This window comes from Desulfobaculum sp. SPO524 (assembly GCF_044987625.1).
Classification (GTDB): domain Bacteria; phylum Desulfobacterota; class Desulfovibrionia; order Desulfovibrionales; family Desulfovibrionaceae; genus Desulfobaculum.
Genome location: NZ_JBJDSB010000001.1, coordinates 1,243,498 through 1,266,913, shown reverse-complemented (window position 1 = coordinate 1,266,913; position 23,416 = coordinate 1,243,498). Strand labels below are relative to the sequence as shown.

At 60.8% G+C, this 23,416-nt stretch carries 21 protein-coding genes; 11 read left to right on the top strand and 10 right to left on the bottom strand.

Translation table 11 applies throughout. The features are described 5' to 3' along the window. Window positions 1-3: 3 nt before the first annotated feature. From coaBC to ACI3L3_RS05355, 7 genes are all read left to right on the top strand, one after another. Window positions 4-1,215 carry a bifunctional phosphopantothenoylcysteine decarboxylase/phosphopantothenate--cysteine ligase CoaBC gene (coaBC, locus tag ACI3L3_RS05385; RefSeq protein WP_404844063.1) on the top strand — a complete coding sequence of 404 codons (1,212 nt, stop codon included), beginning with the start codon at window positions 4-6 and terminating at the stop codon, window positions 1,213-1,215. Beyond that, a complete protein-coding gene (locus ACI3L3_RS05380; protein ID WP_404844062.1) occupies window positions 1,197-1,925 on the top strand; it encodes a hypothetical protein in 729 nt (242 codons plus the stop codon). Before coaBC ends, ACI3L3_RS05380 begins: the two co-directional genes overlap by 19 nt. A 935-nt stretch (window positions 1,926-2,860) precedes the next feature. Then, on the top strand, window positions 2,861-4,204 hold the full coding sequence (locus ACI3L3_RS05375) for an NfeD family protein (protein WP_404844061.1): 1,344 nt from the start codon (window positions 2,861-2,863) through the stop codon (window positions 4,202-4,204). A gap of 72 nt (window positions 4,205-4,276) precedes the next feature. Next, window positions 4,277-5,038: a slipin family protein gene (locus ACI3L3_RS05370; RefSeq protein ID WP_404844060.1), complete on the top strand. Its 762-nt coding sequence runs from the start codon at window positions 4,277-4,279 to the stop codon at window positions 5,036-5,038. Between the two features lie 148 nt (window positions 5,039-5,186). After that, window positions 5,187-6,194: an NAD-dependent epimerase gene (locus ACI3L3_RS05365; protein ID WP_404844059.1), complete on the top strand. Its 1,008-nt coding sequence runs from the start codon at window positions 5,187-5,189 to the stop codon at window positions 6,192-6,194. 90 nt (window positions 6,195-6,284) lie between these two features. Beyond that, a complete protein-coding gene (locus ACI3L3_RS05360) occupies window positions 6,285-6,575 on the top strand; it encodes a GAK system XXXCH domain-containing protein (RefSeq protein ID WP_404844058.1) in 291 nt (96 codons plus the stop codon). A 50-nt stretch (window positions 6,576-6,625) separates the two neighbouring features. Next, complete coding sequence (locus ACI3L3_RS05355) at window positions 6,626-7,396, top strand: ParA family protein (RefSeq protein ID WP_404844057.1); 771 nt, start codon at window positions 6,626-6,628, stop codon at window positions 7,394-7,396. Between the two features lie 84 nt (window positions 7,397-7,480). Here ACI3L3_RS05355 and ACI3L3_RS05350 read toward each other — a convergent pair whose 3' ends face one another. Further along, window positions 7,481-7,903 (bottom strand): hypothetical protein, encoded by a 423-nt coding sequence (locus ACI3L3_RS05350; protein WP_404844056.1) that lies wholly within the window; start codon window positions 7,901-7,903, stop codon window positions 7,481-7,483. Window positions 7,904-7,984: 81 nt separating this feature from the next. Between ACI3L3_RS05350 and ACI3L3_RS05345 the strand changes: the two genes are divergently transcribed. The 3 genes from ACI3L3_RS05345 to ACI3L3_RS05335 all read left to right on the top strand — a co-directional run bounded on the left by ACI3L3_RS05345 (window position 7,985) and on the right by ACI3L3_RS05335 (window position 11,262). Next, on the top strand, window positions 7,985-8,896 hold the full coding sequence (locus ACI3L3_RS05345) for a ParB/RepB/Spo0J family partition protein (RefSeq protein WP_404844055.1): 912 nt from the start codon (window positions 7,985-7,987) through the stop codon (window positions 8,894-8,896). A 69-nt stretch (window positions 8,897-8,965) separates the two neighbouring features. Continuing rightward, window positions 8,966-10,003, top strand: coding sequence for a D-glycero-beta-D-manno-heptose-7-phosphate kinase (gene rfaE1 / locus ACI3L3_RS05340; protein WP_404844054.1), 1,038 nt, complete (start codon window positions 8,966-8,968; stop codon window positions 10,001-10,003). A 734-nt stretch (window positions 10,004-10,737) separates the two neighbouring features. Further along, on the top strand, window positions 10,738-11,262 hold the full coding sequence (locus ACI3L3_RS05335; protein WP_404844053.1) for a chemotaxis protein CheD: 525 nt from the start codon (window positions 10,738-10,740) through the stop codon (window positions 11,260-11,262). Here the strand turns inward: ACI3L3_RS05335 and ACI3L3_RS05330 are convergent. The 6 genes from ACI3L3_RS05330 to acs all read right to left on the bottom strand — a co-directional run bounded on the left by ACI3L3_RS05330 (window position 11,259) and on the right by acs (window position 17,492). Next, the gene (locus ACI3L3_RS05330) at window positions 11,259-11,648 is read right to left on the bottom strand and encodes a DnaJ family domain-containing protein (protein ID WP_404844052.1); all 390 of its coding nucleotides are present in this window, start codon (window positions 11,646-11,648) and stop codon (window positions 11,259-11,261) included. The two genes, ACI3L3_RS05335 and ACI3L3_RS05330, sit on opposite strands and share 4 nt — an antisense overlap. Before the next feature lie 523 nt (window positions 11,649-12,171). After that, window positions 12,172-12,870, bottom strand: coding sequence for an amino acid ABC transporter permease (locus ACI3L3_RS05325; protein WP_404844051.1), 699 nt, complete (start codon window positions 12,868-12,870; stop codon window positions 12,172-12,174). Between the two features lies 1 nt (window position 12,871). Next, entirely contained in the window at window positions 12,872-13,633 is a 762-nt protein-coding gene (locus ACI3L3_RS05320; protein ID WP_404844050.1) for an amino acid ABC transporter ATP-binding protein, read from the bottom strand. After that, complete coding sequence (locus ACI3L3_RS05315) at window positions 13,633-14,346, bottom strand: amino acid ABC transporter permease (RefSeq protein ID WP_404844049.1); 714 nt, start codon at window positions 14,344-14,346, stop codon at window positions 13,633-13,635. Before ACI3L3_RS05315 ends, ACI3L3_RS05320 begins: the two co-directional genes overlap by 1 nt. A 94-nt stretch (window positions 14,347-14,440) precedes the next feature. Beyond that, the gene (locus ACI3L3_RS05310; RefSeq protein WP_404844048.1) at window positions 14,441-15,193 is read right to left on the bottom strand and encodes an ABC transporter substrate-binding protein; all 753 of its coding nucleotides are present in this window, start codon (window positions 15,191-15,193) and stop codon (window positions 14,441-14,443) included. 313 nt (window positions 15,194-15,506) lie between these two features. Continuing rightward, window positions 15,507-17,492 (bottom strand): acetate--CoA ligase, encoded by a 1,986-nt coding sequence (gene acs, locus ACI3L3_RS05305; protein ID WP_404844047.1) that lies wholly within the window; start codon window positions 17,490-17,492, stop codon window positions 15,507-15,509. A gap of 244 nt (window positions 17,493-17,736) precedes the next feature. Between acs and ACI3L3_RS05300 the strand changes: the two genes are divergently transcribed. Then, window positions 17,737-20,508 (top strand): GNAT family N-acetyltransferase, encoded by a 2,772-nt coding sequence (locus tag ACI3L3_RS05300; protein ID WP_404844046.1) that lies wholly within the window; start codon window positions 17,737-17,739, stop codon window positions 20,506-20,508. A 639-nt stretch (window positions 20,509-21,147) separates the two neighbouring features. Here the strand turns inward: ACI3L3_RS05300 and ACI3L3_RS05295 are convergent. From ACI3L3_RS05295 to ACI3L3_RS05285, 3 genes are all read right to left on the bottom strand, one after another. Beyond that, complete coding sequence (locus ACI3L3_RS05295) at window positions 21,148-21,609, bottom strand: pyridoxamine 5'-phosphate oxidase family protein (protein WP_404844045.1); 462 nt, start codon at window positions 21,607-21,609, stop codon at window positions 21,148-21,150. A 326-nt stretch (window positions 21,610-21,935) separates the two neighbouring features. Further along, complete coding sequence (locus ACI3L3_RS05290) at window positions 21,936-22,319, bottom strand: 4Fe-4S dicluster domain-containing protein (protein WP_404844044.1); 384 nt, start codon at window positions 22,317-22,319, stop codon at window positions 21,936-21,938. A 14-nt stretch (window positions 22,320-22,333) separates the two neighbouring features. Continuing rightward, window positions 22,334-23,410: a nickel-dependent hydrogenase large subunit gene (locus ACI3L3_RS05285; protein WP_404844043.1), complete on the bottom strand. Its 1,077-nt coding sequence runs from the start codon at window positions 23,408-23,410 to the stop codon at window positions 22,334-22,336. Window positions 23,411-23,416: the final 6 nt, after the last annotated feature.

Here is a 23,416-nt window from a genome sequence, read left to right as displayed (position 1 = left end):
ATCATGTACCCACACACAGCGTTCACCGGTTTTCGGGGCAAGCGCCTGCATCTTGGCGTCAGCGGCAGTGTTGCCGTGGTCAAGTCCCTTGAGCTTATGCGGGCCCTTGCCAAAACCGGCGTCCACACCAGCGCCACGCTCACATCCGGCGCCCAGCGCTTTATCACCCCCCTAGCCTTTGAGGCTCTTGGGGCGGCGCCGGTGTACACAAGCATGGACAACACAGAGTCCAGCATCTTCGGCCACCTTGAGCCGGGGCAGGACGCCCACGTGTTTGCCGTTGCCCCGGCCACGGCAAACATCCTTGCCAAAATCGCCCACGGCATCGCGGACGACATGCTGTCGTGCCAGGCGCTGGCCTTCAACGGTCCCATGGTTCTGGCCCCGGCCATGAACCCGCGTATGTGGAACGCTGCGGCAACGCGCGAGAACTGGCAGAAGCTGAAGGATCGCGGCGTTATCTGCATTGAGCCAACCTGCGGCGAGATGGCCTGCGGCGAGGACGGCAAGGGCCGTTTCCCCGATGTGGAGAGCATCTCCCTGACCATCCTGCGCGCCCTGAGCACGCAGGATTTGGCAGGGAAAAACGTCCTCATCACCCTTGGCCCTACGCGGGAATACTTTGACGCCGTGCGCTTTTGGAGCAACCCCTCGTCCGGGACCATGGGTGCGGCCATCGCCGTTGCGGCGTGGCTTCGCGGGGCGAATGTCACCGCCGTGTGCGGCCCGACCAACGTCTGGCTGCCGGAAGGCATCACCCGCGTTGATGTAGGCACCGCCCGCGAAATGTTTGATGCCACAACCGCCCTCTGGCCTGAGGCGGACATCGCCTGCCTCAGCGCAGCGGTGGCCGACTACCGCCCCGTTCCCTACGGTACAGGCAAATTCAAAAAAGAGGGGAGTGCAGGTCTGGAGGTCGCCTTTGAGCAGAACCCGGACATCCTGTACACCCTTGGTCAGAACAAGAAGGACGGCCAGCGTCTTATCGGCTTTGCGGCCGAGGCGTCCGACCTTGAGGCTAACGCCGCCGGCAAACTCACCAGAAAGAATCTGGATATGATTGTCGGCAATGACGTTTCGCGTCCGGACTCCGGTTTCGGCACGCCCACCAACGCCGTGGTCATCCACGACGTGACTGGCGCCACCGAGGCATGGGACCCGATGTCCAAGGCCGACGTTGCATGGAGGATTTGGGATTGGATGCTCGCGCTCTAAACATCCGCGAGGGGCTTCGCTCGTGGCACGAGGCCGGCCTGCGGCTGGTCTTTAAGGCGGATTTCCCTGCGGCCAAAGCCGCAGAGGACGCCCGCGCCGCACGTGCGGCAGCGGCTCCGGCCCCTGCGCCAAAGCAGGGCGCATATGTTTCACATGAAACACCCGCCACGCCGAAGCGCCGTCCTGCGCAGCGCCCGCAAAAGGTCAATCCGCGCCAACAGCCGGCCCAGCCGTCCGCCCCCAAAAAAACCGCGCCGCCCCCGGCAGGCCCGCAGTTTCCGTGGGAGGAATTCCGCCCCAAACTGCACACGCCCAGCCGCACGGTGTGGACCTATTGGGACCTTGGGGACGACTTTGGCGAGAACCCGAGCGCCGAGCGCCGCAAACTCTTTGCAGCCATCATCAAGAATCTGCATTGGCCGGCGGGATCCATCACCTTCTGGCCCGTCTCCGCCCAGCACCGCGGCTTTCTGCTGCCGCACCCCGGCAGCTTCTGGCGCGGCGTCCGCGAGGCCGAGGCACAGACCGTCTTCTGCTTTGGCGAACGCGCTTTTCAGGCGCTGTTCCCGGGGCAGGACTTCACACCCGGCATCCGCCAGAAAAACGGCATGAACGTCTACGTCCTCCCCGGACCAAACGCCATGCTCGCGGGCGACAAACAGGCGAAGCTCGTCGCATGGAATGGCCTCAAGAGCTTCACGCCGTCCTAATCCTCTCCGCGCAGATATCGGACCACACGCTCCGCATTGACCTCTGGTCAATGCGGAGCTTTTTTTGGACACCAGAGGGAGCGGTGCCCTTGTGAAAGGAGTGAGAACGAAGCCCCGAGCGACGCATGAACTGCAAGGAGAACCATCCCTCTTCGCCCGACGCAAAACACACAGAAGCAATCCTCACGCGAATACAGACGACAAAAGGGGAGTGGTCCCCCGAAACGAGCCAGCCCAAGACAAACGACAACAGTCCTTGCGCGTCATGACTAAAGGGCGGTGCCTTCGCAAGCCTCAATGCTTCAACAGCTCACCAAAAAGCGAAAAGGGTGACGCGAAGACGACTCTCCCCTCACGCCCCGCGCCAGTGAAGGCTCCTCCCCCATTGAGCGATATCGCCACCAGAGAAACAGCGCCCCGAAGAGTCCGCCGAACCATCCCCCCAAGCACATCCTCCCACCAAAACAACCCAACAGACCAACTCCCCCCTCCCAAATATAAGGATTTTTAAGGATGAAATCCTTAAACCACCGGAGGTAACATACGTCGCGCGCCCCCCCCACCGTTCGTCCCCGCTCATACCAAGGCGACCTCTGCACCCATAACGCACCACACCTGAGCCAGCCGCAAACCCTCCGTACCCCAGTGCCTCCGCACCAGCACCTCCCCATCTCACCCCATCCCACAGCGCCCTTACCCTCACGCCACACCTCCCCCCTCATCCCCTAACCACGCCCACGCACGTCTGACCAACACTCGCCCAAGCGAACCACTCCCAACCACCAAACCGCGACACCATCCGCTCCTTCGGCAACGGGCGCGACAGCACACCAGCTTTCGCGGTTCAGGCAAAAGCCGCAGAATCCTTTGCCCATGCCGCCCTATATTTGGTAGTATTCTCCAACTCCCTTTTGGCCATTTGGAGGAATGCTGTCATGCTTGGAGCCTTACGCCTGTTCACCACGTGTCTCATTGCGCTGTGCTGCCTGTGTGGTGCGGGCAGGGCAGGCGCCGAAAATGCCACGAACCCTGCACCGGTCCGGGCTCCATTTACTGTGCTGGAATTCGCCATAACGGGCACCATCAACCCAGCGCAGGCCGACGCCTTAAACGACGCCATCCACCATGCCCAGACCAGCGGCGCGGACCTGCTGCTGCTTCGCATCGACACGCCGGGCGGTCTTGGCTCCAGCATGCGGGAGATGGCGCAAAGCATCCTTGGCGCGCCCATACCCGTTGCCGTGTGGGTTGGTCCGGGGGGCGCGCGGGCGGCGTCGGCAGGGGTGTTTCTCGTCGCCGCGTCGCACATTGCGGGCATGAGTCCGCAGGCGACCATTGGCGCAGCCAGCCCCGTGAACATCTCCGGCAAATCCGTCAACGGCACCATGGGACAAAAGGTCACCAACGACATCATGAGCCTTGTGCGGGCGATGGCGCATTCTCGGGAACGCAACGTTGACTGGTACGAGAAGGCGGTGGAGGAGAGCGACAGCATCACGGGCACGGAAGCCGTCAACTTGGGTGTGGTTGAAATCCTTGCCAGTTCCGAAAACGATTTTCTCCGCGCCATAGCGAAAGAGAGCATCCCCTTCAGGGGCGGAACCATCACCTTCGACCCGGCACGGATGGAACGGGTCATGTTTGAGCCGGGGGCGCGGCACACCATTCTGTCATGGCTCCTGAGCCCGCAGGTGGCTTATCTGCTCCTTCTCGGGGGCATGGCGGGTCTGTTCTTCGAGCTCGCCACACCGGGCGCGGTGTTCCCGGGCGTCTTTGGCGGACTGTGCCTGCTGCTGGCCCTTTACGCCCTGTCCATCTTACCGACGACGGCGGCTGGCGTGCTCCTTATCCTCTTTGCGATGCTGCTCTTCATTCTGGAAGTATTTGTCACCAGCTACGGTCTTCTTGCCATCTCCGGCCTCGCGGCGCTGTTCTTTGGGTCCACTATTTTGTTCCGCTTTGAATACGGCTTTACGGCGCTCCCCATGGGCATCATCGCGTCCACGGTTGTTGGCGTGGGGTGTATCGTTTTTCTGGGCGTTTACTTGGTCGCCAAAGCGCAAACCATCCCCGTCCGCCTCGGTCCGCAAACCCTTGTGGGCAAGACCGCCGTGGTGCGGACATGGCAAAACGGCAAGGGCCAAGTCCTCGTACGCGGAGAAATTTGGACCGCGGAGCACCCTGAGGGGCTGGCCATGGTCGAAGGCGACACCGTCCGCGTTGTGAGAACAGAAGGGCTCCGGCTCATTGTCGAGAAAGAAAAGGGCGCGGCCGTGTGAGGCTGACGCACCACTACGACCATATCGCAAACCGTCCAACGGCCACGAGAGCACCAGCCATCCGGAGGAAACATGTTGTATCAAGTCCTACCAGCTTTGGGCCTTATCATCCTCGTTCTTCTGGCATCCTTGCGGGTGCTCAACGAATACGAGCGCGGCGTTATTTTCCGCCTTGGGCGCGTTATCAAAGCCAAAGGGCCGGGCCTTATCATCCTCATCCCGGTTATTGACCGGATGGTCAAAGTCAGCCTGCGTATCCTCGCCCTTGATGTGCCTAATCAGGACGTCATTACGCGCGACAACGTCAGCATCAAGGTCAACGCCGTGGTCTACTTCCGCGTTTTGGAGCCCATCAAATCCATCCTTGAAGTTGAGGACTACCTCTTTGCCACATCCCAGTTGGCCCAGACCACGCTGCGCAGCGTGTGCGGCGGGGTAGAGTTGGACGAGATTCTGTCCCACCGCGATATGGTCAACAATCAGATTCAGGAGATACTGGACCAGCACACGGATGCCTGGGGCATCAAGGTCAGCACGGTGGAGCTCAAGTACATTGACCTGCCGCAGGAGATGCAACGCGCCATGGCCAAACAGGCCGAGGCCGAACGCGAGCGCCGCGCCAAGGTCATCAATGCCGAGGGCGAATACCAGGCCGCAAACAAATTAGCCGACGCGGCGCAAATCATCAGCCAGTATCCAGAAGCCCTGCAGCTACGGTATTTACAGACCATGCGCGAGATGGCGGCGGAAAGCAAAGCCTCCACAGTCCTGCCCCTGCCTCTTGATTTTTTTTCATTTAACTGGAAGTCTCGGCCGGGGCACGGGGGCGACTGAGCCCACCCCGGCATGTTTCACGGGAAACATGTAGTGACGATGCGGCGTGCGAAACACGCACTGCATCGCGCCGCCTTTCGGCTTCAGGGGCACTGCACGCGACCCCTGTCTTCCTGTAGCATCACACCGCAACATGCGAGAACACACAATGAAGATATTGGTGACCGGCGCTGCCGGGTTCATTGGCTCTACCCTGAGCATGCGCTTCCTTGAAGAAGGGCATACCGTTGTCGGCCTCGACAACCTCAATGACTATTACTCCGTTCAGCTCAAGAAGGACCGCCTGGCACGCATTCAGGACCACCCCAACTTCACCTTTATGAAGATGGACCTGGAAGACGAGCAGGGCATGGACGAACTGTTCAAACGCGAGCAGTTTACCCACGTCATCAACCTTGCCGCTCAGGCTGGCGTTCGGTACTCCATCGAGAACCCCAAGTCCTACATCAACTCCAATACGGTCGGCTTTCTGCACATCCTTGAGGGCTGCCGCCACTACGGCGTGAAGCACCTTGTGTTTGCGTCCTCCAGCTCCGTGTATGGCCTGAACACCACCATGCCGTTTAGCGTGCACGACAACGTGGACCACCCCATCAGCCTCTATGCTGCGACCAAGAAGTCCAACGAGCTGATGGCGCATACCTATTCCTACCTGTACGGCCTGCCGTGCACCGGCCTGCGCTTCTTCACCGTGTATGGCCCGTGGGGCCGCCCGGATATGGCGCTGTTCCTGTTCACCAAGGCCATCCTTGAGGATCAGCCCATCAATGTCTTCAACCACGGCAAGATGCGCCGCGACTTCACCTATATTGATGACATCGTGGAAGGTGTACTCCGTGTAACCAAGCACACCCCCACGCCGAATCCCGAATGGACCGGTGAAACGCCCGATCCGGGCACCTCCTGCGTGCCCTACAAGATCTACAACATTGGCAACAACAATGTAGTAGAGCTGGGCAAGTACATTGAAGTACTGGAAGACTGCCTCGGCAAAAAGGCCAAGAAGAACTACATGGACATGCAGCCCGGTGATGTACCGGCAACATACGCCAATGTAGATGATCTTGTCCGCGACGTTGGCTTCCGCCCGAATACGCCGATAGAAGAGGGCATTGCCCGATTCGTAGAGTGGTACAAGGAGTACCACGGTCTATAATTCACATTGACAGGGGAGAGGGGCTTCCAGTATCGCAACTGGTAGTCCCCCCTTGTCCCTTAACGAATGGAGTAACTCAGAGGCTTCGACATGGATTTCCAGACGCTGAAAAACGACCTTGAAACAACGTTCGCCCAGCTTCTTGACAACACCAGCCACGGCGAGATGCCTCAGAAGGAGGTGGTGGACAACTTTGTTCGCCTGTGCCGCATGCTGCAAAACCAAGCGTATGACGATTGGGCCGGGGAGGCTGAAGACTTCGCCCACATGGCCGTTAAGCTCCAGCAAGCCGTCAAGCGAAAGGAACTCCAAGAGGCCGTCATGATAGTCGAATCCCTCGACGCCGCTAAAGACTATTGTCATCGCATGTTTAGCATGTAAGCAAAGCCCTGCGATGTTTCCCGTGAAACAGCGGGAAGGAGTAGTAACGCGTGTCGCGCATCATTATTGTCGCCAACCAAAAGGGCGGCGTGGGCAAAACAACCACGTCCGTCAACCTCGCCGCCAGCCTTGCCGTTATGGAAAAGAAGGTCTTGGTCGTTGACTGCGACCCGCAGGCCAACGCATCCAGCGGTCTTGGCATTTACCCCGAAAGCGTACAAAGCAGCACCTACAGCATCCTGCTCGATCCGCCTTCGGCTCCGGAAGCCGTCAAGCTGACTTCCATTCCGTACCTCTCCATCATTCCTGCCCATCAGGACCTTGTGGCGGCGGAAATCGAACTGGTCGGCAAGCCTGCGCGTGAATACTTCCTGAGAGAAGCCCTCCTGCCGCTCAAGGACGACTACGACTTCATCATCGTGGACTGTCCGCCGTCCCTCGGCTTGCTGACGCTCAACGCCATGTGCGTGGGCGAAGAGGTGCTTATCCCCCTCCAGTGCGAATACTTCGCCCTTGAAGGCATCGCCAAGCTCCTGCAAACGTACGGGCTTGTCCGCAGACGCCTCAACCCCGGCATCCGCCTGCTGGGCGTGGTGCTCACCATGTACGACACCCGCAACAGGCTGTCGCGACAGGTGAAAAACGAAATCCGTAAAACCCTGCCGCAGCACCTGCTTGAAACGGTGGTCCCGCGCAATATCCGCCTCTCGGAAGCGCCAAGCTATGGCAAACCGGTCGTTGGATATGATATTAAATCCAAAGGCGCGGAGGCATACCTGCAACTTGCCAAGGAAGTCGTCACCCGCAGGCCCCAGGCCTAACGCCCGATATTTCAATGCAGAAAAGCCCCTGCACTGGGCAGGGGCTTTTCGTGAAGACATCCGTTTCGCACCGCCGATAAACGGCTAGCGAGAGCGTCTGTCCACCGGCGGCTTGCATTCAAAGGTCACTTTGTCCTTGAAGTGCCGCTTCATGATGCGAGACGAACACTGCAGACACTCAAAGGTGACCAACCCGCCAAGATTCGCCGCCTTCAGGCGGAACACGCGGGGGTCGTCGCTCTCCCAATCCTCTGTGGAAGCACCGCAGTGCTCGCAGTGGACTTTGCCATCAGGAGGATACGGAAAGTCCCAGTACTCCTTGAGCATGTTCAAATCGTCAACAGGCTCAGGAACAACCGCATCCTCAAAGCATTCCGGATACAGCTTGTGAAGAAGCGGCGCAATATGCGCATCCAGGCTGTTCCAAAGTTCAGGACTCATCCACACGCCAAGGCTCTTGCCCTTGTCGTCGTAGAGAAACTTTACGTTATCATCAAGACGGGACATGGTTCCTCCATAGGGGGTATGTTGTGACCAGCAAATGCCAAGTGATGTATTGCAACCCCCGCAATGTCAAGGAGTAGGAATATGGCTGCACTGCAAAGAGGACTCGGCCGCGGCCTGGACGCACTGCTCTCCGGCTTTCAGGAAGATATGGAAGCACCGGAAGTCGTCCTCGTCCCCATTACAAAAATCCGAGCGAATCCCAACCAGCCGCGACGTGAATTCGAAGACGACGCGCTGGAAGAATTGGCCGCCTCCATTCAGGCAAACGGGGTGCTGCAACCTGTTTTGGTACGCCCCATCGATGAGGAAGGCCAGCATATGTACGAGCTCGTCGCCGGTGAACGCCGCTGGCGCGCCTCGCAAATCGTTGACCTGACGGATATCCCCGCCATCATTAAGCGCATCTCCGACGAGGAAAGCCTCGCCATCGCGCTTATTGAAAACCTGCAGCGCGAGGACCTCAACCCCATCGAAGAGGCCCTTGGCCTGAAGCGACTGCAGGACGAATTCGGCCTCACGCAGGATGACCTGGCCAAGAAGGTCGGCAAAAGCCGTCCCGCCATCGCCAACCTGCTGCGCCTGATCCAACTGCCGCAGGCCATTCAGACCGATATTCAAAAAGGCCTCATGAGCGGCGGGCACGGGCGCTCGCTCCTCGCCATCACCGACGAGGATGCACAGGAAGCCCTGCGCCAGCGTATTCTGGACGAAGGCCTCTCCGTGCGCGAATGCGAGGCCATCGCCGCTTACTTCAAGCGCACCGGGCATCTGCCCGAGGCCACCGGCACCCCCAAGGCCAAAGGCAAAAAAGGCCAGCCCAAGGAAGTGCTCCCGGTCATCACCGAACTGAATACCAAGCTCAAGGAGACGCTGAACCTCAAGGTCAACATCTCCGGCGACACCGAGAAGGGACGCCTTACCGTCTCCTACAGCGATCAGGAAGAGTTCCTCTCCCTGATGCAGCGCCTCGGCCTTGACGTCACCCTCGATTAACCCCACCGGCCCGGCCAGAACCACACGTTCCAGCCGGGCCCGTTTTTTGCCCCAGAGCATAGATTACACATGAACGACACCACGACCATTTCCCCAGATAGCCTGCTTCATGCCCTTGACGCCATGGCGCACAAAAAGGTCCTCATCTTCGGGGATCTCGTTCTCGACCACTACGTCATGGGCGCCGTCGGACGCATCTCCCCAGAAGCCCCAGTCCCCGTCGTCGAAGTCGGCAGCGAACGCTACATCCTCGGCGGCGCAGGCAACGTGGCGCGAAACATCAAGACCCTCGGCGGCCAGCCCGTCATCATCGGCGTCTGCGGACGCGACGCCGAAGGCGACCTCATGACCAGCCTGCTGCAACAAGACGGCATCACCGCACGCACCGTCTGCGACGACACGCGGCCAACCACCAAGAAAACCCGCATCATCGCCCAGCAGCAACAAGTTGTCCGCGTCGACTGGGAAAACGCCGCGCCCGTCTCAGAGGCCGTGCTCACCCAGCTCATGGACTCCCTGCGCCATGAAGCCGCAGACGCCGAAGTCATCATCCTCTCCGACTACGGCAAAGGCCTCATCACCGACGTGTTCATGCAGCAGCTCGACGCCATGCTCAGTGCATTGCCCCACCGCCCAAAAGTGCTCGTCGACCCCAAGATGCGCAATTTTCACCTCTACAAAAACGTCGACCTGCTCACTCCAAACACAAAGGAAGCAGGCGAAGGCGCAGGCTTTCCCATTACCACCCAGCCCGAAGATACCCTGCGCGCCGGACGCGCCATCTTCGAGCGCCTCGGTAACAAGAACCTGCTCATCACCCTCGGCGCCGACGGCATGGCTCTCTTCGAAGGGCCCGGCCACGTTCGACGCATCCCCACAGCCGCGCGCCAAGTGTTCGACGTCACCGGCGCTGGCGACACCGTCATCGCCACCTTCGGCCTCGCCCTCGCCGCAGGGCTCGACCTGCTCACCAGTTGCGTGCTCGCCAACTACGCCGCAGGAATGGTCGTCGCCCAAGTCGGTACCGCCGCCGCCTCTGCCGATGAACTCCGCGCCGCACTCAAAGACTACGACGACACCCCCGTCGAGACATGGCTTGATGAGTAATCACAATTACTGCTAGCGCACCAAAGCCGCGGCACTGTTTACAGTGCCGCGGCTTTTTTCTTTCGTAGCCCCCCAGCGGCGAACACCATTTGCCAGCCAAACCGCCAGACCCTCTTTTTTGCCCCTCACGCGGGCGCTATGGCGTTTTTACGTTGTTCGCAGGGCGTAGGTTATATTTTTTCAAAAAAACGGTTCATTTGAGGCCGTCGCAGAGGCGTTGTGCAGATGGATGAGGCGGTCGTCACCCCTCAAGGGGAGCGTGGCGAGGGGGAGAGGGGGGGGCTATGGGCAAACGGAGGAGCAAGGGGCCGGGCTTTTTGTGCCTCCGGCGGCTTAAGGGCTACCGCCCTTAAGGATCCCATTTGCGCACAGGCCGGGTGCGTGTGGAAAGGGCGGTCGTCACCCCTGTGTGGCTCTCGGGGCTGCGTCTTTTTTTTTTGGGTGGGCTTTGGAGCGGTGTGATGGGCGGTGAGAATCCCTGTTGAGTGTGTGGGAGAGGAATGCAAGAGAAGACAAAAGGCCCGCCTACCCCATATTTTTCGGGCGGCTTCCGCCCGGAAAATCCTAAGGATTGTTAAGGAAATTATTTCCTTAACCCGCCGGAGGCCTCTTCTTTCTCCCCCCTTAGCCATGTGCCTACGTCTCGCCAAAATTTGATTGGTCACATGAGGGCGCGGTGTTATGCTAAAAAGTGACGCAATTTGTGGTGTTCACATCTGAAGTGGAAGGGTGCGGTGTTTCGGAGTCTTCTGGAGCGGTATCCCGGACTGACGTTTCACAACCTTGGGGTTGGTGAAGGGATGGCGCTGTGTGAACAGGCGGCGGTGACGACGGTTTTGGGATCGTGTGTTGCTGTGACGCTTTTTTGTCCGCACATGCGTTGCGGGGGAATATTTCATGCGCTGTTGCCAACGCGTGGCGCGCGCAGTGTCCGCCGCGAGGGGGATGTCTATCGGTTTGCGGACGAAGGAACGCATAGGCTCATTGAGGAGATGGTCAACCTTGGCTGCACAACGTCGAATCTAGAGTGCAAAATGTTCGGCGGCGCAAACTCGTTCTTTGCGGACCAGTACGCCGTCGGCACCCGAAACGCCGAAAACGCCCTCAGCGTCCTCCAGCGCTACGGCATCACCCCCAAGGCGCAGGACATCGGTGGCGTTCGCGGCCGGAAGCTCTTCTTCCTCACGCACACCGGAGAGGTTTACCTGAAGCGCCTCACAGGCTCCGCCGAGAACGACGCCAAAATACAGGAGACCTAGTCGCTGTTCTTCTTTGGCACGCTGACGCGCTGTACAATCTCGTTGTAATAGTCGTCCTGCACCTTCAAAGACATGGACCGGGAGGCCCCAAGGCGACTCATCAAGTAATTGAGCTTGCGCATCTGGCGGCAGCGCTCCTGCTCATCCTCGGCATTCTGCAACAGATCCGCCGTGGACCGAATGTCCCGCTCCGCCTCCACCTCCGGCGGCAGATGCCCGGAATTCTTGAGCACCTTGTACGCCATGCGCAAGTCCTCCGGCACCATGTAATCATCCTCAAACACCAACGGCTTGCCCTTGCCCGCAAGGTCATCAAACTCGCCGCGCTCCTGCGCCTCGCGAATGCGCTCCTCCGCAAGCTGATCAAACAACGCAAATACACTCATCGATCCGTCTCCTTCCAGCGCAGGATACCCATCACAGCGCGGGTTGCCAAAAGCCTTTTTTGCGCTTTTGGGCCATGACTTTTTTGGCCTGTGGCGGCTTTCGGAATGGGAAAAAGAGGGCCTCCGGCGGGTTAATGAAATAATTTCCTTAACAATCCTTAGGATTTCTCGGGCGGAAGCCGCCCGAGAAATAAAAGGGTGGGCGGGGTCTTCTGTCTTATCTCTTTTCTTTCTTACACACCCTCAACAGGGATTCTCACCGCCCATCACACCGCGCCAAAGCCCCCCCAAAAAAATTCTCCATCCACACGAACGAGAGCCACACAGGGGTGACGACCGCTCCTTCCACACGCACCCGGCCTGTGCGCAAATGGGATTCTTAAGGGCGGTAGCCCTTAAGCCGCCGGAGGCCCCCAAAGCCCAGCTCCATACGCCCCCATTCGACCACGATCACCCATCACCAATAAAAAAGCCCACAACGCCAAGACGTTGCGGGCTCTCTGATGAAAGGGCATTGCCCCGGCTAGTCGCCGGAGGAGATGGCGTTGAAGCCGGGGATGGAGGTGCGTTTTTCGAGTTCACGCAGTCCCCATGTGGCGAGGGTGACGAGCAGCAGATAGTAGAGCCCGACCACGGAGAAGACCTCGATATTGCGCCATGTGGCCTTGGCGATCTCACGGCCCATGCCGGTGAGGTCGTTGACGGTGATGATGGACGCCAGCGAGGAGTATTTGATGAGGTAGATAATCTCATTGCCGCAACCGGGCAGAGCGCGGCGCACGGCCTGCGGGAGCACGATGTGGACGACGGTCTGAAAGGGCGTCATGCCGAGGGCTTCGGCGGCTTTAAGCTGGCCGGACTTGATGGACATGAGGCCCATGCGCACATACTCGGACTGATAGGCGGCGCTGCACATGAAGAAGCCGATAACGGCGGCCTCCATGGGGTCCAGCACGAGGCGGAAGCCCCCTACGGAGATGTAGGGCAGGGCGAAGTACCAGAAGTAGAGCTGCACGACGAGGGGCGTCCCGCGGAAGATGGCGACGTAGACGTCGGCCATCCAGCGCAGGGGACGCGGACCGTAGACGCGTATGGTTCCCGTGAGTACGCCGAACACGACGCCAAGGGCTGACGCAGGGATGATCAGCTTGAGGCTGACCAAAAGCCCAACGTTCAGGCCCGGAACGACGCGTTCCATAACGAATTGCAGGAAAGCGTCCATGTTACAGGGTCTCCCCGGTCAGTTCGTTGATCTTGGAGCAGAACTCCTGCGTACGGGAGGCGGAACCTGCGCCGAGCAGCTCTGCGGGGGAGCCGTGCTCGATAATTTCGCCCTGCTGCATAAAGATAAACTCGTCTGCAAGCTGGGAGGAGAACGTAATCTGGTGGGTGGCCATGACCATGGTCATGCCGTTCTGCGCAAGGTCGCGAATAACGGCGAGCACCTCACCGATAAGCTCGGGGTCAAGGGCGGAGGTCGGCTCGTCAAGGAGGAGCACTTCCGGGTCCATGGCAAGGGCGCGGGCGATGGAAACGCGCTGCTTCTGGCCGCCGGAAAGCTGGGCGGGGTACAGGCCCGCGCGCCCGGCGAGGCCGACGCGTTCCAACTCGGCCATGGCGCGGTCCGTGGCTTCGCGCTTGCTCATGCGGCGCACCTTGGTGAGGGCAATGCGCACGTTCTCCATGGCGGTGAGATGGTCAAACAGGTTGAAGTCCTGAAAGATCATGCCGACTTTTTGCCGGTAGGCGTTGAGCACTTTGCGGTTGGTGTAGTCCACTTCCTCACCACTCAGCCAAAAGCGGCCGGTATCGGGCGTGATGAGAAAGTTCATACACTGGAGCAGGGTACTCTTGCCGCCGCCGGAGGGGCCGATAAGCACCTTGAGGGAGCCGCGCCCCAACTCAAGGCAGGCGTCGCGCAGAACGTGGTTTTCACCGAAGGACTTATTGAGTCCTTGCACCTTTAATATGACAGAATCAGACATTAGAAGGATCCCTCCCGGGAGTAGCCCGGAATCCGTACTTTCACTTCAAGCCGACGCAGGGCCTTGAGGCCGAACCACGTCAGAACAAAGAACAACAGCCCCGCAAACACGGCAAGCGGCAACGGCTGGTGCGTTGTGGACGCCACGGAGCGCGTTCTGGACATCAGTTCCATGACGCCGATGACGAACGCCAGGGCCGAGTCCTTGAGAATGATGGAAAATTCATTGGACCAGCCGGGAATGGCCAGCCGGAGCGCCTGCGGCAAAATGATGGACACGATGGCGTCGCGGTCGGACATGCCGAGGGCGCGGGCGGCCTTGAGCTGGCCGGACGGCAGCGACTGAATGGCTCCGCGGAAAATCTGGGACTGGTATGCGCCACTGGTGAGGCCCAGCACAATGACGGCAGCCGCAAACGCGCTGTCGAGGCCGATGGCGCGCAGGGCGGGAAACACTTCCGTCAACGTGGCGAGAATGCCGAAATAGAAGAGGTAGAGCATCACCAGAATGGGCACGCCGCGAAACAGCCAAACATACAGCCCAACAAGGCGCCGCACCGGGCGCGAGCCGTACACGTGCCCCACAGCCATGGGGATGCCGAGGCACAGCCCAAGGGCCAGCGCACCAATAACAAGACCTGCCGTCCACCAAATGCCGGACAACAGGTACGGAAGCGCATCCAATATCGCAGCGAATGCCTTGGTAAAATCCATAGTCGTATCGCTTTGTTAAAAAGGAAAAAACCGCCCGGAACGGTCAACGGGACCGATACCATCCGGGCGGCTCAAAAGTGAGAACGTTTTCAGGCTAGTGGATGTTCCACTTGGCCTTCAGCTCTTTCCAGTAGGGATCGGCCATGAGCAGCTTCAGACCTTCGTTGAGCTTTTCGCGCAGGTCGCCGTCGGTCTTGCGGACGGCGTAGCTGTACACTTCGCTTTCAAGGTCAAAGGTGCCGCAGATGCGGTAGGGCTGATCCTTCATCATCTCGTAGGCGATGGTGCTGTCCATGGCGGAACCGTCAATGCGGCCGATGGGCAGATCCTGCATGGAGAGGTCGGTGGAGTCGTACTTTTTCACCGTAAAGTCCATGCCGTCCTTTTTGGACAGGGCATCAAGGTAGGCGGCGGTGTTGGTGCCGCGCTGCACGCCAACGGTCTTGCCGGAGGTCAGGAAGTTTTCCAGATCGCCCTTGATGTTATCACGCACCACGAGCACCTGAGTGACTTCGTAGTAGGGGATGGTGAAGTCAACGACCTTGGCGCGCTCCTTGGTGGCGGACATGCCACAGGCGATAAAGTCGAGCTTTCCGGCGTTGAGCGCGGGGATGATACCGTCCCAGTCCATGGGCTGATGGCGCACTTCAAAGCCCATCTTGTCGGCAATCCAGTTCACGGCGTCAACATCGAACCCTGCGGGATCGCCGTGCTTGTCAACGTAACCGAAAGGCGGAAAGCCGAAATCGATTCCATTGACGTAAACTTTGTCGGCAGCGATGGCGCCACTTGCAAGCATCAGGGTCAACATCAGGCCAAAAATACCAGCAATAAGCTTCTTACCCATGGTTTCCACTCCTTTTGTGCCCGCATACCCCCCGGGCAACTGAACAGTTATCCACTCCCTTAATCCCGGTTCTGCGTAGAAACCGGAACTCTTGCGAATACCAAACCAGTGCAGGACGGGCAAGCCCGAATAGTGGGGGCAAATTGGGACGGGATCACAAGGTGATAGCGGCCTGATAGGCTAGGGCGAGGCCGGCCGGCGCAAGGCGGCGGCAGGGCGGCACACGGGGGCGCGTGGCGCAAGGCCCCACAACATGCGAGGGCCGGATGCCCTATGCATCCGGCCCTCAATGCGGGAGTGCTGCTGCCTCGCGCTAGGCGAGCAATTCGTCGCGACCTTCCAGCAGGTCTGTGATGACACCGGGGTCGGCAAGGGTGGAGGTATCGCCGAACTCGTCGGTGATGCCTGCCGCAATCTTGCGCAGAACACGGCGCATGATCTTGCCGCTTCGGGTCTTTGGCAGTTCGTCGGCGAACTGGATGACCTCTGGTGAGGCGATGGGGCCGATCTCCTTGCGCACCCACCCGCGCAGTTCGGCCATAAGCTCATCGGTGGGTTCCGCATCGGCGGTAAGGGTGACATAGGCGTAGATGGACTCGCCCTTAATTTCGTGCGGCATGCCGACCACGGCGGCTTCGGCCACGGCGGAGTGCGCAACGATGGCGGACTCGATTTCGGCGGTGCCCATGCGGTGGCCGGAGACGTTGATCACGTCGTCCAAACGCCCCATGACCCAAAAGTAGCCGTCATCGTCCGTCCGCGCGCCGTCGCCAGACTCGTACATGCCGGGGAAGCGCTCGAAGTAGGTGCTCTTAAAGCGCTCCGGATCGCCGAAGACGCCGCGGAGCATACCGGGCCACGGCTTGCGCACCACAAGGTGCCCGCCTTCGCCGGGACCGACGGGCGTGCCCTCGGCGTCAACGATGGCGGCGTCCACACCGGGCAGGGGGCGGGTGGCGGAGCCGGGCTTGAGGGGGGTCGCGTAGGGCATGGCGGAGATGAGAATGCCGCCGGTTTCGGTCTGCCACCAAGTGTCCACAATGGGCAGATTCTTTTTGCCCACGTTCTCGTAGTACCACATCCATGCCTCGGGATTGATGGGCTCGCCAACGGACCCGAGAATACGCAGGGAGGACATGTCGCGCTTGTCCGTCCATTCCGTGCCCTCGCGCATGAGGGCGCGGATGACGGTGGGCGCGGTGTAGAAAATGTTGACCTTGAACTTCTCCACAATCTGCCAGAAGCGGTCCGGTGCGGGGTAGCTGGGCACGCCCTCAAACATCAGCGACGTGCCCCCAAGGCACAGCGGACCATACACAATGTAGCTGTGTCCGGTAATCCACCCAATGTCGGCGGTGCACCAGTAGACGTCGTCGTCGGTCAGATCGAAGACGTGCTGCATGGTGCTAGCGGTGTAGGTCAGGTAGCCGCCCGTGGTGTGCACAACGCCCTTGGGCTTGCCGGTGGACCCGGAGGTGTAGAGGATGAACAGGGTATCCTCGGCGTCCATATGCTCCGGCTCGCAAAAGCCCTGTACGTCCTCGGCGGCCATTTCCTCGTGCCACCACGAGTCGCGCCCGTCGGTCATGGAAATATCGTTCCCCGCGCGCTGCACCACAACGCACTTTTTGACTGTGGGGCATCCGGCAAGGGCTTCGTCGGCGTTGGGCTTGAGGGGGATGGTCCGCCCTGCGCGCAGCACAGCGTCGGCGGTGACGAGCACTTTGGCCTCGCAGTCGTTGACGCGGTTTTGCAGGCTGATGGCGGAGAACCCGGCAAAAACAATGGAGTGCATGGCCCCGATGCGCGCGCAAGCCAGCATGGCAATGGCCAGCTCCGGAACCATGGGCAGATACAGCGCCACGCGGTCGCCCTTGCCAATGCCCATCTTGCGCAGCACGTTGGCGAACTTGTTCACCTCGGTGTGCAGCATCTGGTAGGTGAACACACGGACGTCCTCGTCCGGCTCCCCCTGCCAAATGATGGCGGCCTTGTTGCGGCGGCCATTCTTGATGTGCCTGTCCAGGCAATTGTACGCGACGTTCAGGGTGCCGCCCTGGAACCACTTGATGTCCGGGGTGTGGAAGTCATACTCCAGCCCCTTCTGCGGCGGCGTGAACCACGAAATGAGTTCCTGCGTCCGCTTCATCCAAAAGCCCTCGGGGTCGTCCATGGATGCGGCGTACAGCTCTTCATAGTCCTTCATGGACGAGACCCACGGCGTACCGTCCTCGCGCTGGAAGGGTTCAAAGAGCCTGTTTTCCTGCATCATGGTTTCAATCTTTTCCTGATCAGTCATATGCACTCCCTTGCTCTGGCCTTGAAAAAAGACAGTCCGCGCATGTGTGAAGACCGTTGCAGCAGTTCGGACTCCATCGTTTATTGAATACACGCTTTTATAGGCCTTGAGAATTTCAGTGGACATGTTTTTTTGGTAAACGGCAGAAAAGAATGGTATGAGCGGAACTTAGAGGCTTCTATCGGCCACCGCCTGGCGGTCGGCGGTCAAACACGACAGGTGAACGGAAAAGAGCGTAGCCACGATGAACCTGACCAATCTGCACACCATGTTCCGGCCCAACTCCGTCGCCGTTATCGGCGCGACGGATACGCCCGGTACTCCCGGCGCGGTCATCCTGCGCAACCTCAAGGACGGCAAGTTCATCGGTCCCATCATGCCGGTGCACGAATCCCTCTCGGAAATAGCCGGACTGCCTGCCTTCCGCTCCATCGACACGCTCCCCCTGACGCCAGACGTCGCCATCATCTGCTCCGCGCCGGAAACAGTGCCGGACTATGTGCTCCAACTGGGGCACCGCGGCGTGGCCGGGGCCATCATCCTCGGCACCGGCTTTGCGGACCTGCCGCCGGACGCCCACCAAATGCTGGAAGGCGCCATCCTCAGCGCCGCCCGCCGCACGGACCTGCGCCTGTTGGGCGTGGGGAGCATGGGCTTCCTGAACCCCATCATCGGCATCAACGCCAGCCTTGCCCACTGCGACGCCCAGCCCGGACGCATTGCCTTTGTCACCCAGTCCGACTCGCTGTTCACCACGGTTCTGGACTGGGCGCACGTGCGCAATATTGGTTTTTCACAGTGCATTTCCCTTGGCACGCGGCTGGATTTCGGCTTCGGCACGGTGCTGGACTTTCTCAACGCGGACCCGCACACCCGCGCGGTGCTTCTGTACGTGGAGGATATTGAAAACGCGCGGCACTTTATGTCCGCCGCGCGGGCCACATCGCGCAACAAGCCGGTGGTGGTCATTAAGGCAGGGCGCACGCCGCAGGCCGCGCGCGAGATGGCGCGCTTTACCACCCGCGCCCTTGGCGCGGACGCGGTGTACGACGCCGCCTTCCGCCGCGCGGGCATGCTGCGCGTTTCGGACACCGAAGCGCTGTTCGACAGCGTCGAGACCATTGCCCGCTCCAAGCCCTTCAAGGGGGAACGGCTCGCCATTGTGGTCAATGGCCTAAGTCCGGGACTCATCACGCTGGACCGCTTTGTGGAGGGCGGGGGAGAGCTGGCGGAAATCGAGCCTGAAACGCGGAATAAGCTGGCCGAACTGCTCGTTGACGAGCCCATGCCCGGATGCCGCGCGGAAGGGTGCGTGGGCAACCCCGTCAACATCGCCGCCAACGCGCCGCCCGAGCGCTACGCTGATGCGCTGCGCATCCTGCTCAAGGCTCCGGGCGTGGACGCCGTGCTACTGCTGCATTTCCCCTCGGCCCTTGTGGACGGCAAGGAAGCGGCGCAGGCCGTGGCCAAGGCCGCCAAACGCGCCAAGCGCCTTGTGCTGACCAGTTGGGTGGGCGGCGCAAACACCGAGGACGCGCGCGAAGTCTTCAACGAAGCGGGCATCCCCGTGTACTCCACGCCGGACAAGGCCATCCGCGCGTACCTGAACCTTGTGCACTACCGCCGCAACCAAGACATGCTGGTGGAGACCCCTGCCTCGCTGCCGACGTCCTACCAGCCGGAGACGAGCACCGCCCGCCGCGTTATGCAGGCCGCGCTGGATTCGGGGCGCGACAGGCTCACCGTGCCCGAGGCCATGGACATCCTTGCCGCGTACCAAATTCCCGTCCCGGAGACGCGCCTTGCCGCCACGGCGGAGGAGGCCGCAGAAGCGGCGGAGGCCATCGGCTTTCCCGTTGCGCTGAAGATTCTCTCCCCGGACCTGGTGTGCAAGTCCAAAGCGGGCGGCGTGGCCCTTGACCTCGACACCCCGCAGGCCGTGATGGACGCCGCACGCGCCGTGGCCCACCGCGTGTGCTCGGCGCAGCCGGAGTGCTGCATCTCGGGCTTTATTGTCCAGCGCATGGGCCGCAGACCCCGCGCGCATGAGCTGTATATCCATGTGGGCACGGACCCGGTCTTTGGCCCATATATCAGCTTCGGGCAGGGCGGGGCGGAATCCGAAATTCTTGCGGACTCCGCCGTGGCGCTGCCGCCGCTGAACATGACCCTCGCCAAAGAGCTCATCTCGCGCACCTTTATCTGGAAGCTGTTGCAGGGGCACGCGGACCGGCCAGCGGCAGACATCGACGCCCTGTGCCTGACGCTGAACAAAGTCTCGCAGCTACTCATCGACCTGCCGGAAATCACCTCCATGGAAATCAATCCCCTGTTTGCCGACGAGCAGGGCGTACTGGCCCTTGATGCCGACGTGGTGGTGCACGAGGACGAAGAGGAGACCGGCACCGCGCGCCTTGCCATCCGCCCCTACCCGCGCGAGCTGGAGGAATGCATCACTCTCAAAAACGGCATGCGCATTACCCTGCGTCCCATCCGCCCGGAGGACGAGCCCGCGCACTGGGACTTCCTGTCCAAGCTCTCCATCGAGGACATCCGCTACCGTTTCTTCGGCCATATCCGCGAACTGCCGCGCTCCGAAATGATCCGCCTGACGCAAATCGACTACGACCGCGAAATGGCCTTTATTGCCTCGCGCGAGTCCGACGGCGACGCGCCGGAGACCCTTGGCGTGGTGCGCGGCATGACCAAACCGGACAACTCCGCCATGGAGTTTGCCATTATCATCCGCTCGGACATCAAGCGGCAGGGGCTGGGACGCATCCTGCTGGACAAGCTGGTGCGCTACGCCACCTCACGCGGGACCAAGGCCATCATCGGCGAAGCCCTGCTGGAGAACAAAGGCATGGCAGGGCTTGCCGCCGCCCTCGGCTTTGAGGTGACCAAAAACTATCAGGACGATGTTTTTTCCTTCAATATGCCCCTTGTGCGACCAGAAGACGACGATGGGGACCACGGGGACAATGAGGAACAAAAAACGCCGGAGCAGGGCGACTAGCCCCATCCACACCCTGCGCTGCCGGGCCACAGGAGGTCCGCCATGCCGCGGCGGGGTCGCTTGTATATTCCCCCCCTGAGCCAAAGGCGCTGAAAAAAGAAAGCCGCCTCCATGAATGGCATGAAGGCGGCTGTTGTGGCAGACCGTAGGTCCTTGTCACAGCGCCAGCGGATTCCTCTGAGCGGCACGCCCCCATCCTCACCCAGCCCATGCCGCCGCATGGAGCGCCACCGCTACCGCACCACACAGTCCCTTCGCCCCAAGCTTCCGCCGCTTTCCCGCCCCTTTTCTTCAAAAAGGAGGACAGGGGCACAGCCCAATTTCTCCTCCGCGCGTAGGCGTGGCCGCACCTGCGCCTCGCCCACCACCTTTCCTCGCCGCTTTTCCTTTGAAGCGGGAACACGGTCGGCCAAGCCTCTTGACCAAACAGTCACACGCCACCCACCCGGCAAAGTCCGGCGGCGCCCCACTTCAAACGGGTTATCAGCCCACGCCATGCCTTGCTTCCGGGGCATCACAGCGCACTCTTTTCACGCATGCAACGCCCCACAAAAACGCCGCCCCGTTCCGCCACTGGATACAGGGCGAAACGGGGCGCGGGGGTGTGCTCTGGATGCCGCGTTCTGTCTTGGGCGCTGGCTAGGTACTCGGCGCGGCCTCACGCGGCGGCTCCAAGGCGTAATGGAACTGCTCGGCAACGCCGGACAAAAGCTGGAAGGACGCAATATCCACCCGGAAGACAACGCAGTCCGGCTGGCTGAGAAAGTGGTCCAGTCCCGGATTCACGCGTTCCAATTCCGCGGCGGCCTTGGCGCGCTCCTGCGGATGCTCCACGGCGCTGGCCGTCCCACGGACCGTGAGCGCCTGAACGCGCGAGCGGTCGTCTGAGGACTTGAGGCGGGTATCCACAAGCAGGCTCACGGCAGGGTTGTGCAGAATATTGCGCCACTTGGCGCTGTCCTTGGACGTAACAAGATACATGGCGCGAGGCGGAATGGGCACAACATAGGTCATCAACGAGGTGTGCGGGCCATCAGGCCCAGCCGTGGCGAGGACGCACAGGGAATGGCCGGTAAGGACGGCAACACAGTGTTCAAGCATAGCGGGGAACCTCCGGTGGATGCAGGGCAGCGGAGCCGTCTGGACCATGGCACATGCCGCCACGCTACGGGACATGTGGGGCCTTGGCCGCCATTCACGGCGCGGCTTGGAGGGAGGACGGCGGAAGCGCCTTGTGCGCCCCGAGGCTCCCCCCATCGCACGCACCCAGCGCGGCCACGGCGGTCCAGACACGAGGAGCCTACCACACTCCGGCGCAGGAGCGAAACGCCCCGGCACAAAAGCCTGCCCCCTCAAACAACGCGGCCCCTCCTGCGCGCACGCGGGAGGGGCCATGTCGTGTCGACAAGACGACCACAGGGAGGCCGTTACGAGACCTTGGGGTCAGCCTTGGGCGCCGCCTTTTTCTTGGGCTTGGGCGGCGTTCCCTGCATATTCACCATCGCCTTTTGGGCGGCGGGCTTCTTATGGTCGTTGGTCATGGACAGGCTGGACACGGGACAGCTCTGCACGCAGATGCCGCAGCCAATGCAGGCATACGGGTCCAGGTCCCACGTTCCGGCCTTGCGGTCCACGGTGATGCACTGGGACGGGCACTTCTTGGAGCACAGGGTGCAGAAGGTACACGTCTCCATATTGTTCACCAGTTCGCCGCGGTATTTCTTAAACGGCTCGCGAACCTCAAAGGGATACAGGCGCGTGGCCTTTTTGGTGAAGAGGTTCCTCAGCACTGTCGGCGTCATATTCATCATAGCGGTGTCCTCCGTTATCGTTCCGTACACGAGATGCACGGGTCGATGGACAGAACCACGACGGGTACATCCGCCAGTTCAATGCCGCCCACCATGGCGAGCAGGGGCGGAATGTTCGCGAATGTGGGGGTGCGGATGCGCACGCGGTCAAGGTACTTCTTGCCGCTGGCCTTAATGTAATAGAGCAGTTCGCCGCGGGGCTGTTCCGTGCGGTGCACGATTTCGCCCTCGGGGTGGCCCTTGAACTTCGCGGCCAGGTCGCCCTCGGGCAGGCGCGAGATGGCCTGACGCACAAGGTCGATGGACTGCAGCGTTTCGTCAAAGCGAACCGCGCTGCGCGCCCAGGAGTCACACTCCGAGTAGACCACAGGCTCAAAGTCGATGCGGTCAAAGCACTCGTACTTGAGCTGGCGGCAGTCCTGCGCAATGCCGGAGCCGCGCAGGGTCGGGCCGCATGCGCCGGTTTCGATAGCCATTTCCGGCGTCAGGATGCCCTTGCCAACGGTGCGGGACTTCACGGTGTAATCGTTCAGGATGGTGGCGGTCAGCTCGCGGATGGCCTTTTCGGCCTCGTCCAGCTCGCTGAGAATCCAGCGGCACTGCTCGGGCGACAGGTCCTGACGCACGCCGCCAACCACGTTCACCGACACGATAACGCGGTTGCCCGCTGTGGCTTCGTTGATGTCCATGATCTTTTCACGGATTTTCCAGAACTGCTGGAACAGCGCCTCAAAGCCGAAGGCATCCGCAAACAGGCCCAGCCACAGCAGGTGGCTGTGCATGCGGTGCAGCTCGGACCAGATAACGCGCAGATGCTGTGCACGGTCCGGCACTTCCAGCCCAAGGAGCTTTTCGAGGCATTCGCAGTAGGTCATGGCATGGATGCAGGAGCAGATGCCGCACACACGCTCCACCACCTGAATCATCTGGTGGTAGTCGCGGATCTCGGTCAGCTTCTCCAGACCTCTGTGCACAAAACCCAGTGCGGGAACAGCTTCCGTCACAATTTCGTCTTCGACCACCAGCTTCAGGTGGATCGGCTCCGGCAGGACCGGGTGCTGGGGACCGAAGGGGATTACCGTCTTGGCCATGTCGAA

Bases quoted from the DNA above. Each gene is read 5' to 3' on its own strand.
- ACI3L3_RS05375 (WP_404844061.1), top strand. From the start codon at position 2,861: ATGCTTGGAGCCTTACGCCTGTTCACCACGTGTCTCATTGCGCTGTGC.
- ACI3L3_RS05285 (WP_404844043.1), bottom strand. From the start codon at position 23,410: ATGGCCAAGACGGTAATCCCCTTCGGTCCCCAGCACCCGGTCCTGCCG.
- ACI3L3_RS05365 (WP_404844059.1), top strand. From the start codon at position 5,187: ATGAAGATATTGGTGACCGGCGCTGCCGGGTTCATTGGCTCTACCCTG.
- coaBC (WP_404844063.1), top strand. From the start codon at position 4: ATGTACCCACACACAGCGTTCACCGGTTTTCGGGGCAAGCGCCTGCAT.
- ACI3L3_RS05310 (WP_404844048.1), bottom strand. From the start codon at position 15,193: ATGGGTAAGAAGCTTATTGCTGGTATTTTTGGCCTGATGTTGACCCTG.
- ACI3L3_RS05350 (WP_404844056.1), bottom strand. From the start codon at position 7,903: ATGTCCCGTCTTGATGATAACGTAAAGTTTCTCTACGACGACAAGGGC.
- ACI3L3_RS05370 (WP_404844060.1), top strand. From the start codon at position 4,277: ATGTTGTATCAAGTCCTACCAGCTTTGGGCCTTATCATCCTCGTTCTT.
- ACI3L3_RS05290 (WP_404844044.1), bottom strand. From the start codon at position 22,319: ATGATGAATATGACGCCGACAGTGCTGAGGAACCTCTTCACCAAAAAG.
- ACI3L3_RS05320 (WP_404844050.1), bottom strand. From the start codon at position 13,633: ATGTCTGATTCTGTCATATTAAAGGTGCAAGGACTCAATAAGTCCTTC.
- ACI3L3_RS05345 (WP_404844055.1), top strand. From the start codon at position 7,985: ATGGCTGCACTGCAAAGAGGACTCGGCCGCGGCCTGGACGCACTGCTC.
- ACI3L3_RS05330 (WP_404844052.1), bottom strand. From the start codon at position 11,648: ATGAGTGTATTTGCGTTGTTTGATCAGCTTGCGGAGGAGCGCATTCGC.
- ACI3L3_RS05300 (WP_404844046.1), top strand. From the start codon at position 17,737: ATGAACCTGACCAATCTGCACACCATGTTCCGGCCCAACTCCGTCGCC.
- ACI3L3_RS05360 (WP_404844058.1), top strand. From the start codon at position 6,285: ATGGATTTCCAGACGCTGAAAAACGACCTTGAAACAACGTTCGCCCAG.
- ACI3L3_RS05315 (WP_404844049.1), bottom strand. From the start codon at position 14,346: ATGGATTTTACCAAGGCATTCGCTGCGATATTGGATGCGCTTCCGTAC.
- acs (WP_404844047.1), bottom strand. From the start codon at position 17,492: ATGACTGATCAGGAAAAGATTGAAACCATGATGCAGGAAAACAGGCTC.
- ACI3L3_RS05295 (WP_404844045.1), bottom strand. From the start codon at position 21,609: ATGCTTGAACACTGTGTTGCCGTCCTTACCGGCCATTCCCTGTGCGTC.
- ACI3L3_RS05325 (WP_404844051.1), bottom strand. From the start codon at position 12,870: ATGGACGCTTTCCTGCAATTCGTTATGGAACGCGTCGTTCCGGGCCTG.
- rfaE1 (WP_404844054.1), top strand. From the start codon at position 8,966: ATGAACGACACCACGACCATTTCCCCAGATAGCCTGCTTCATGCCCTT.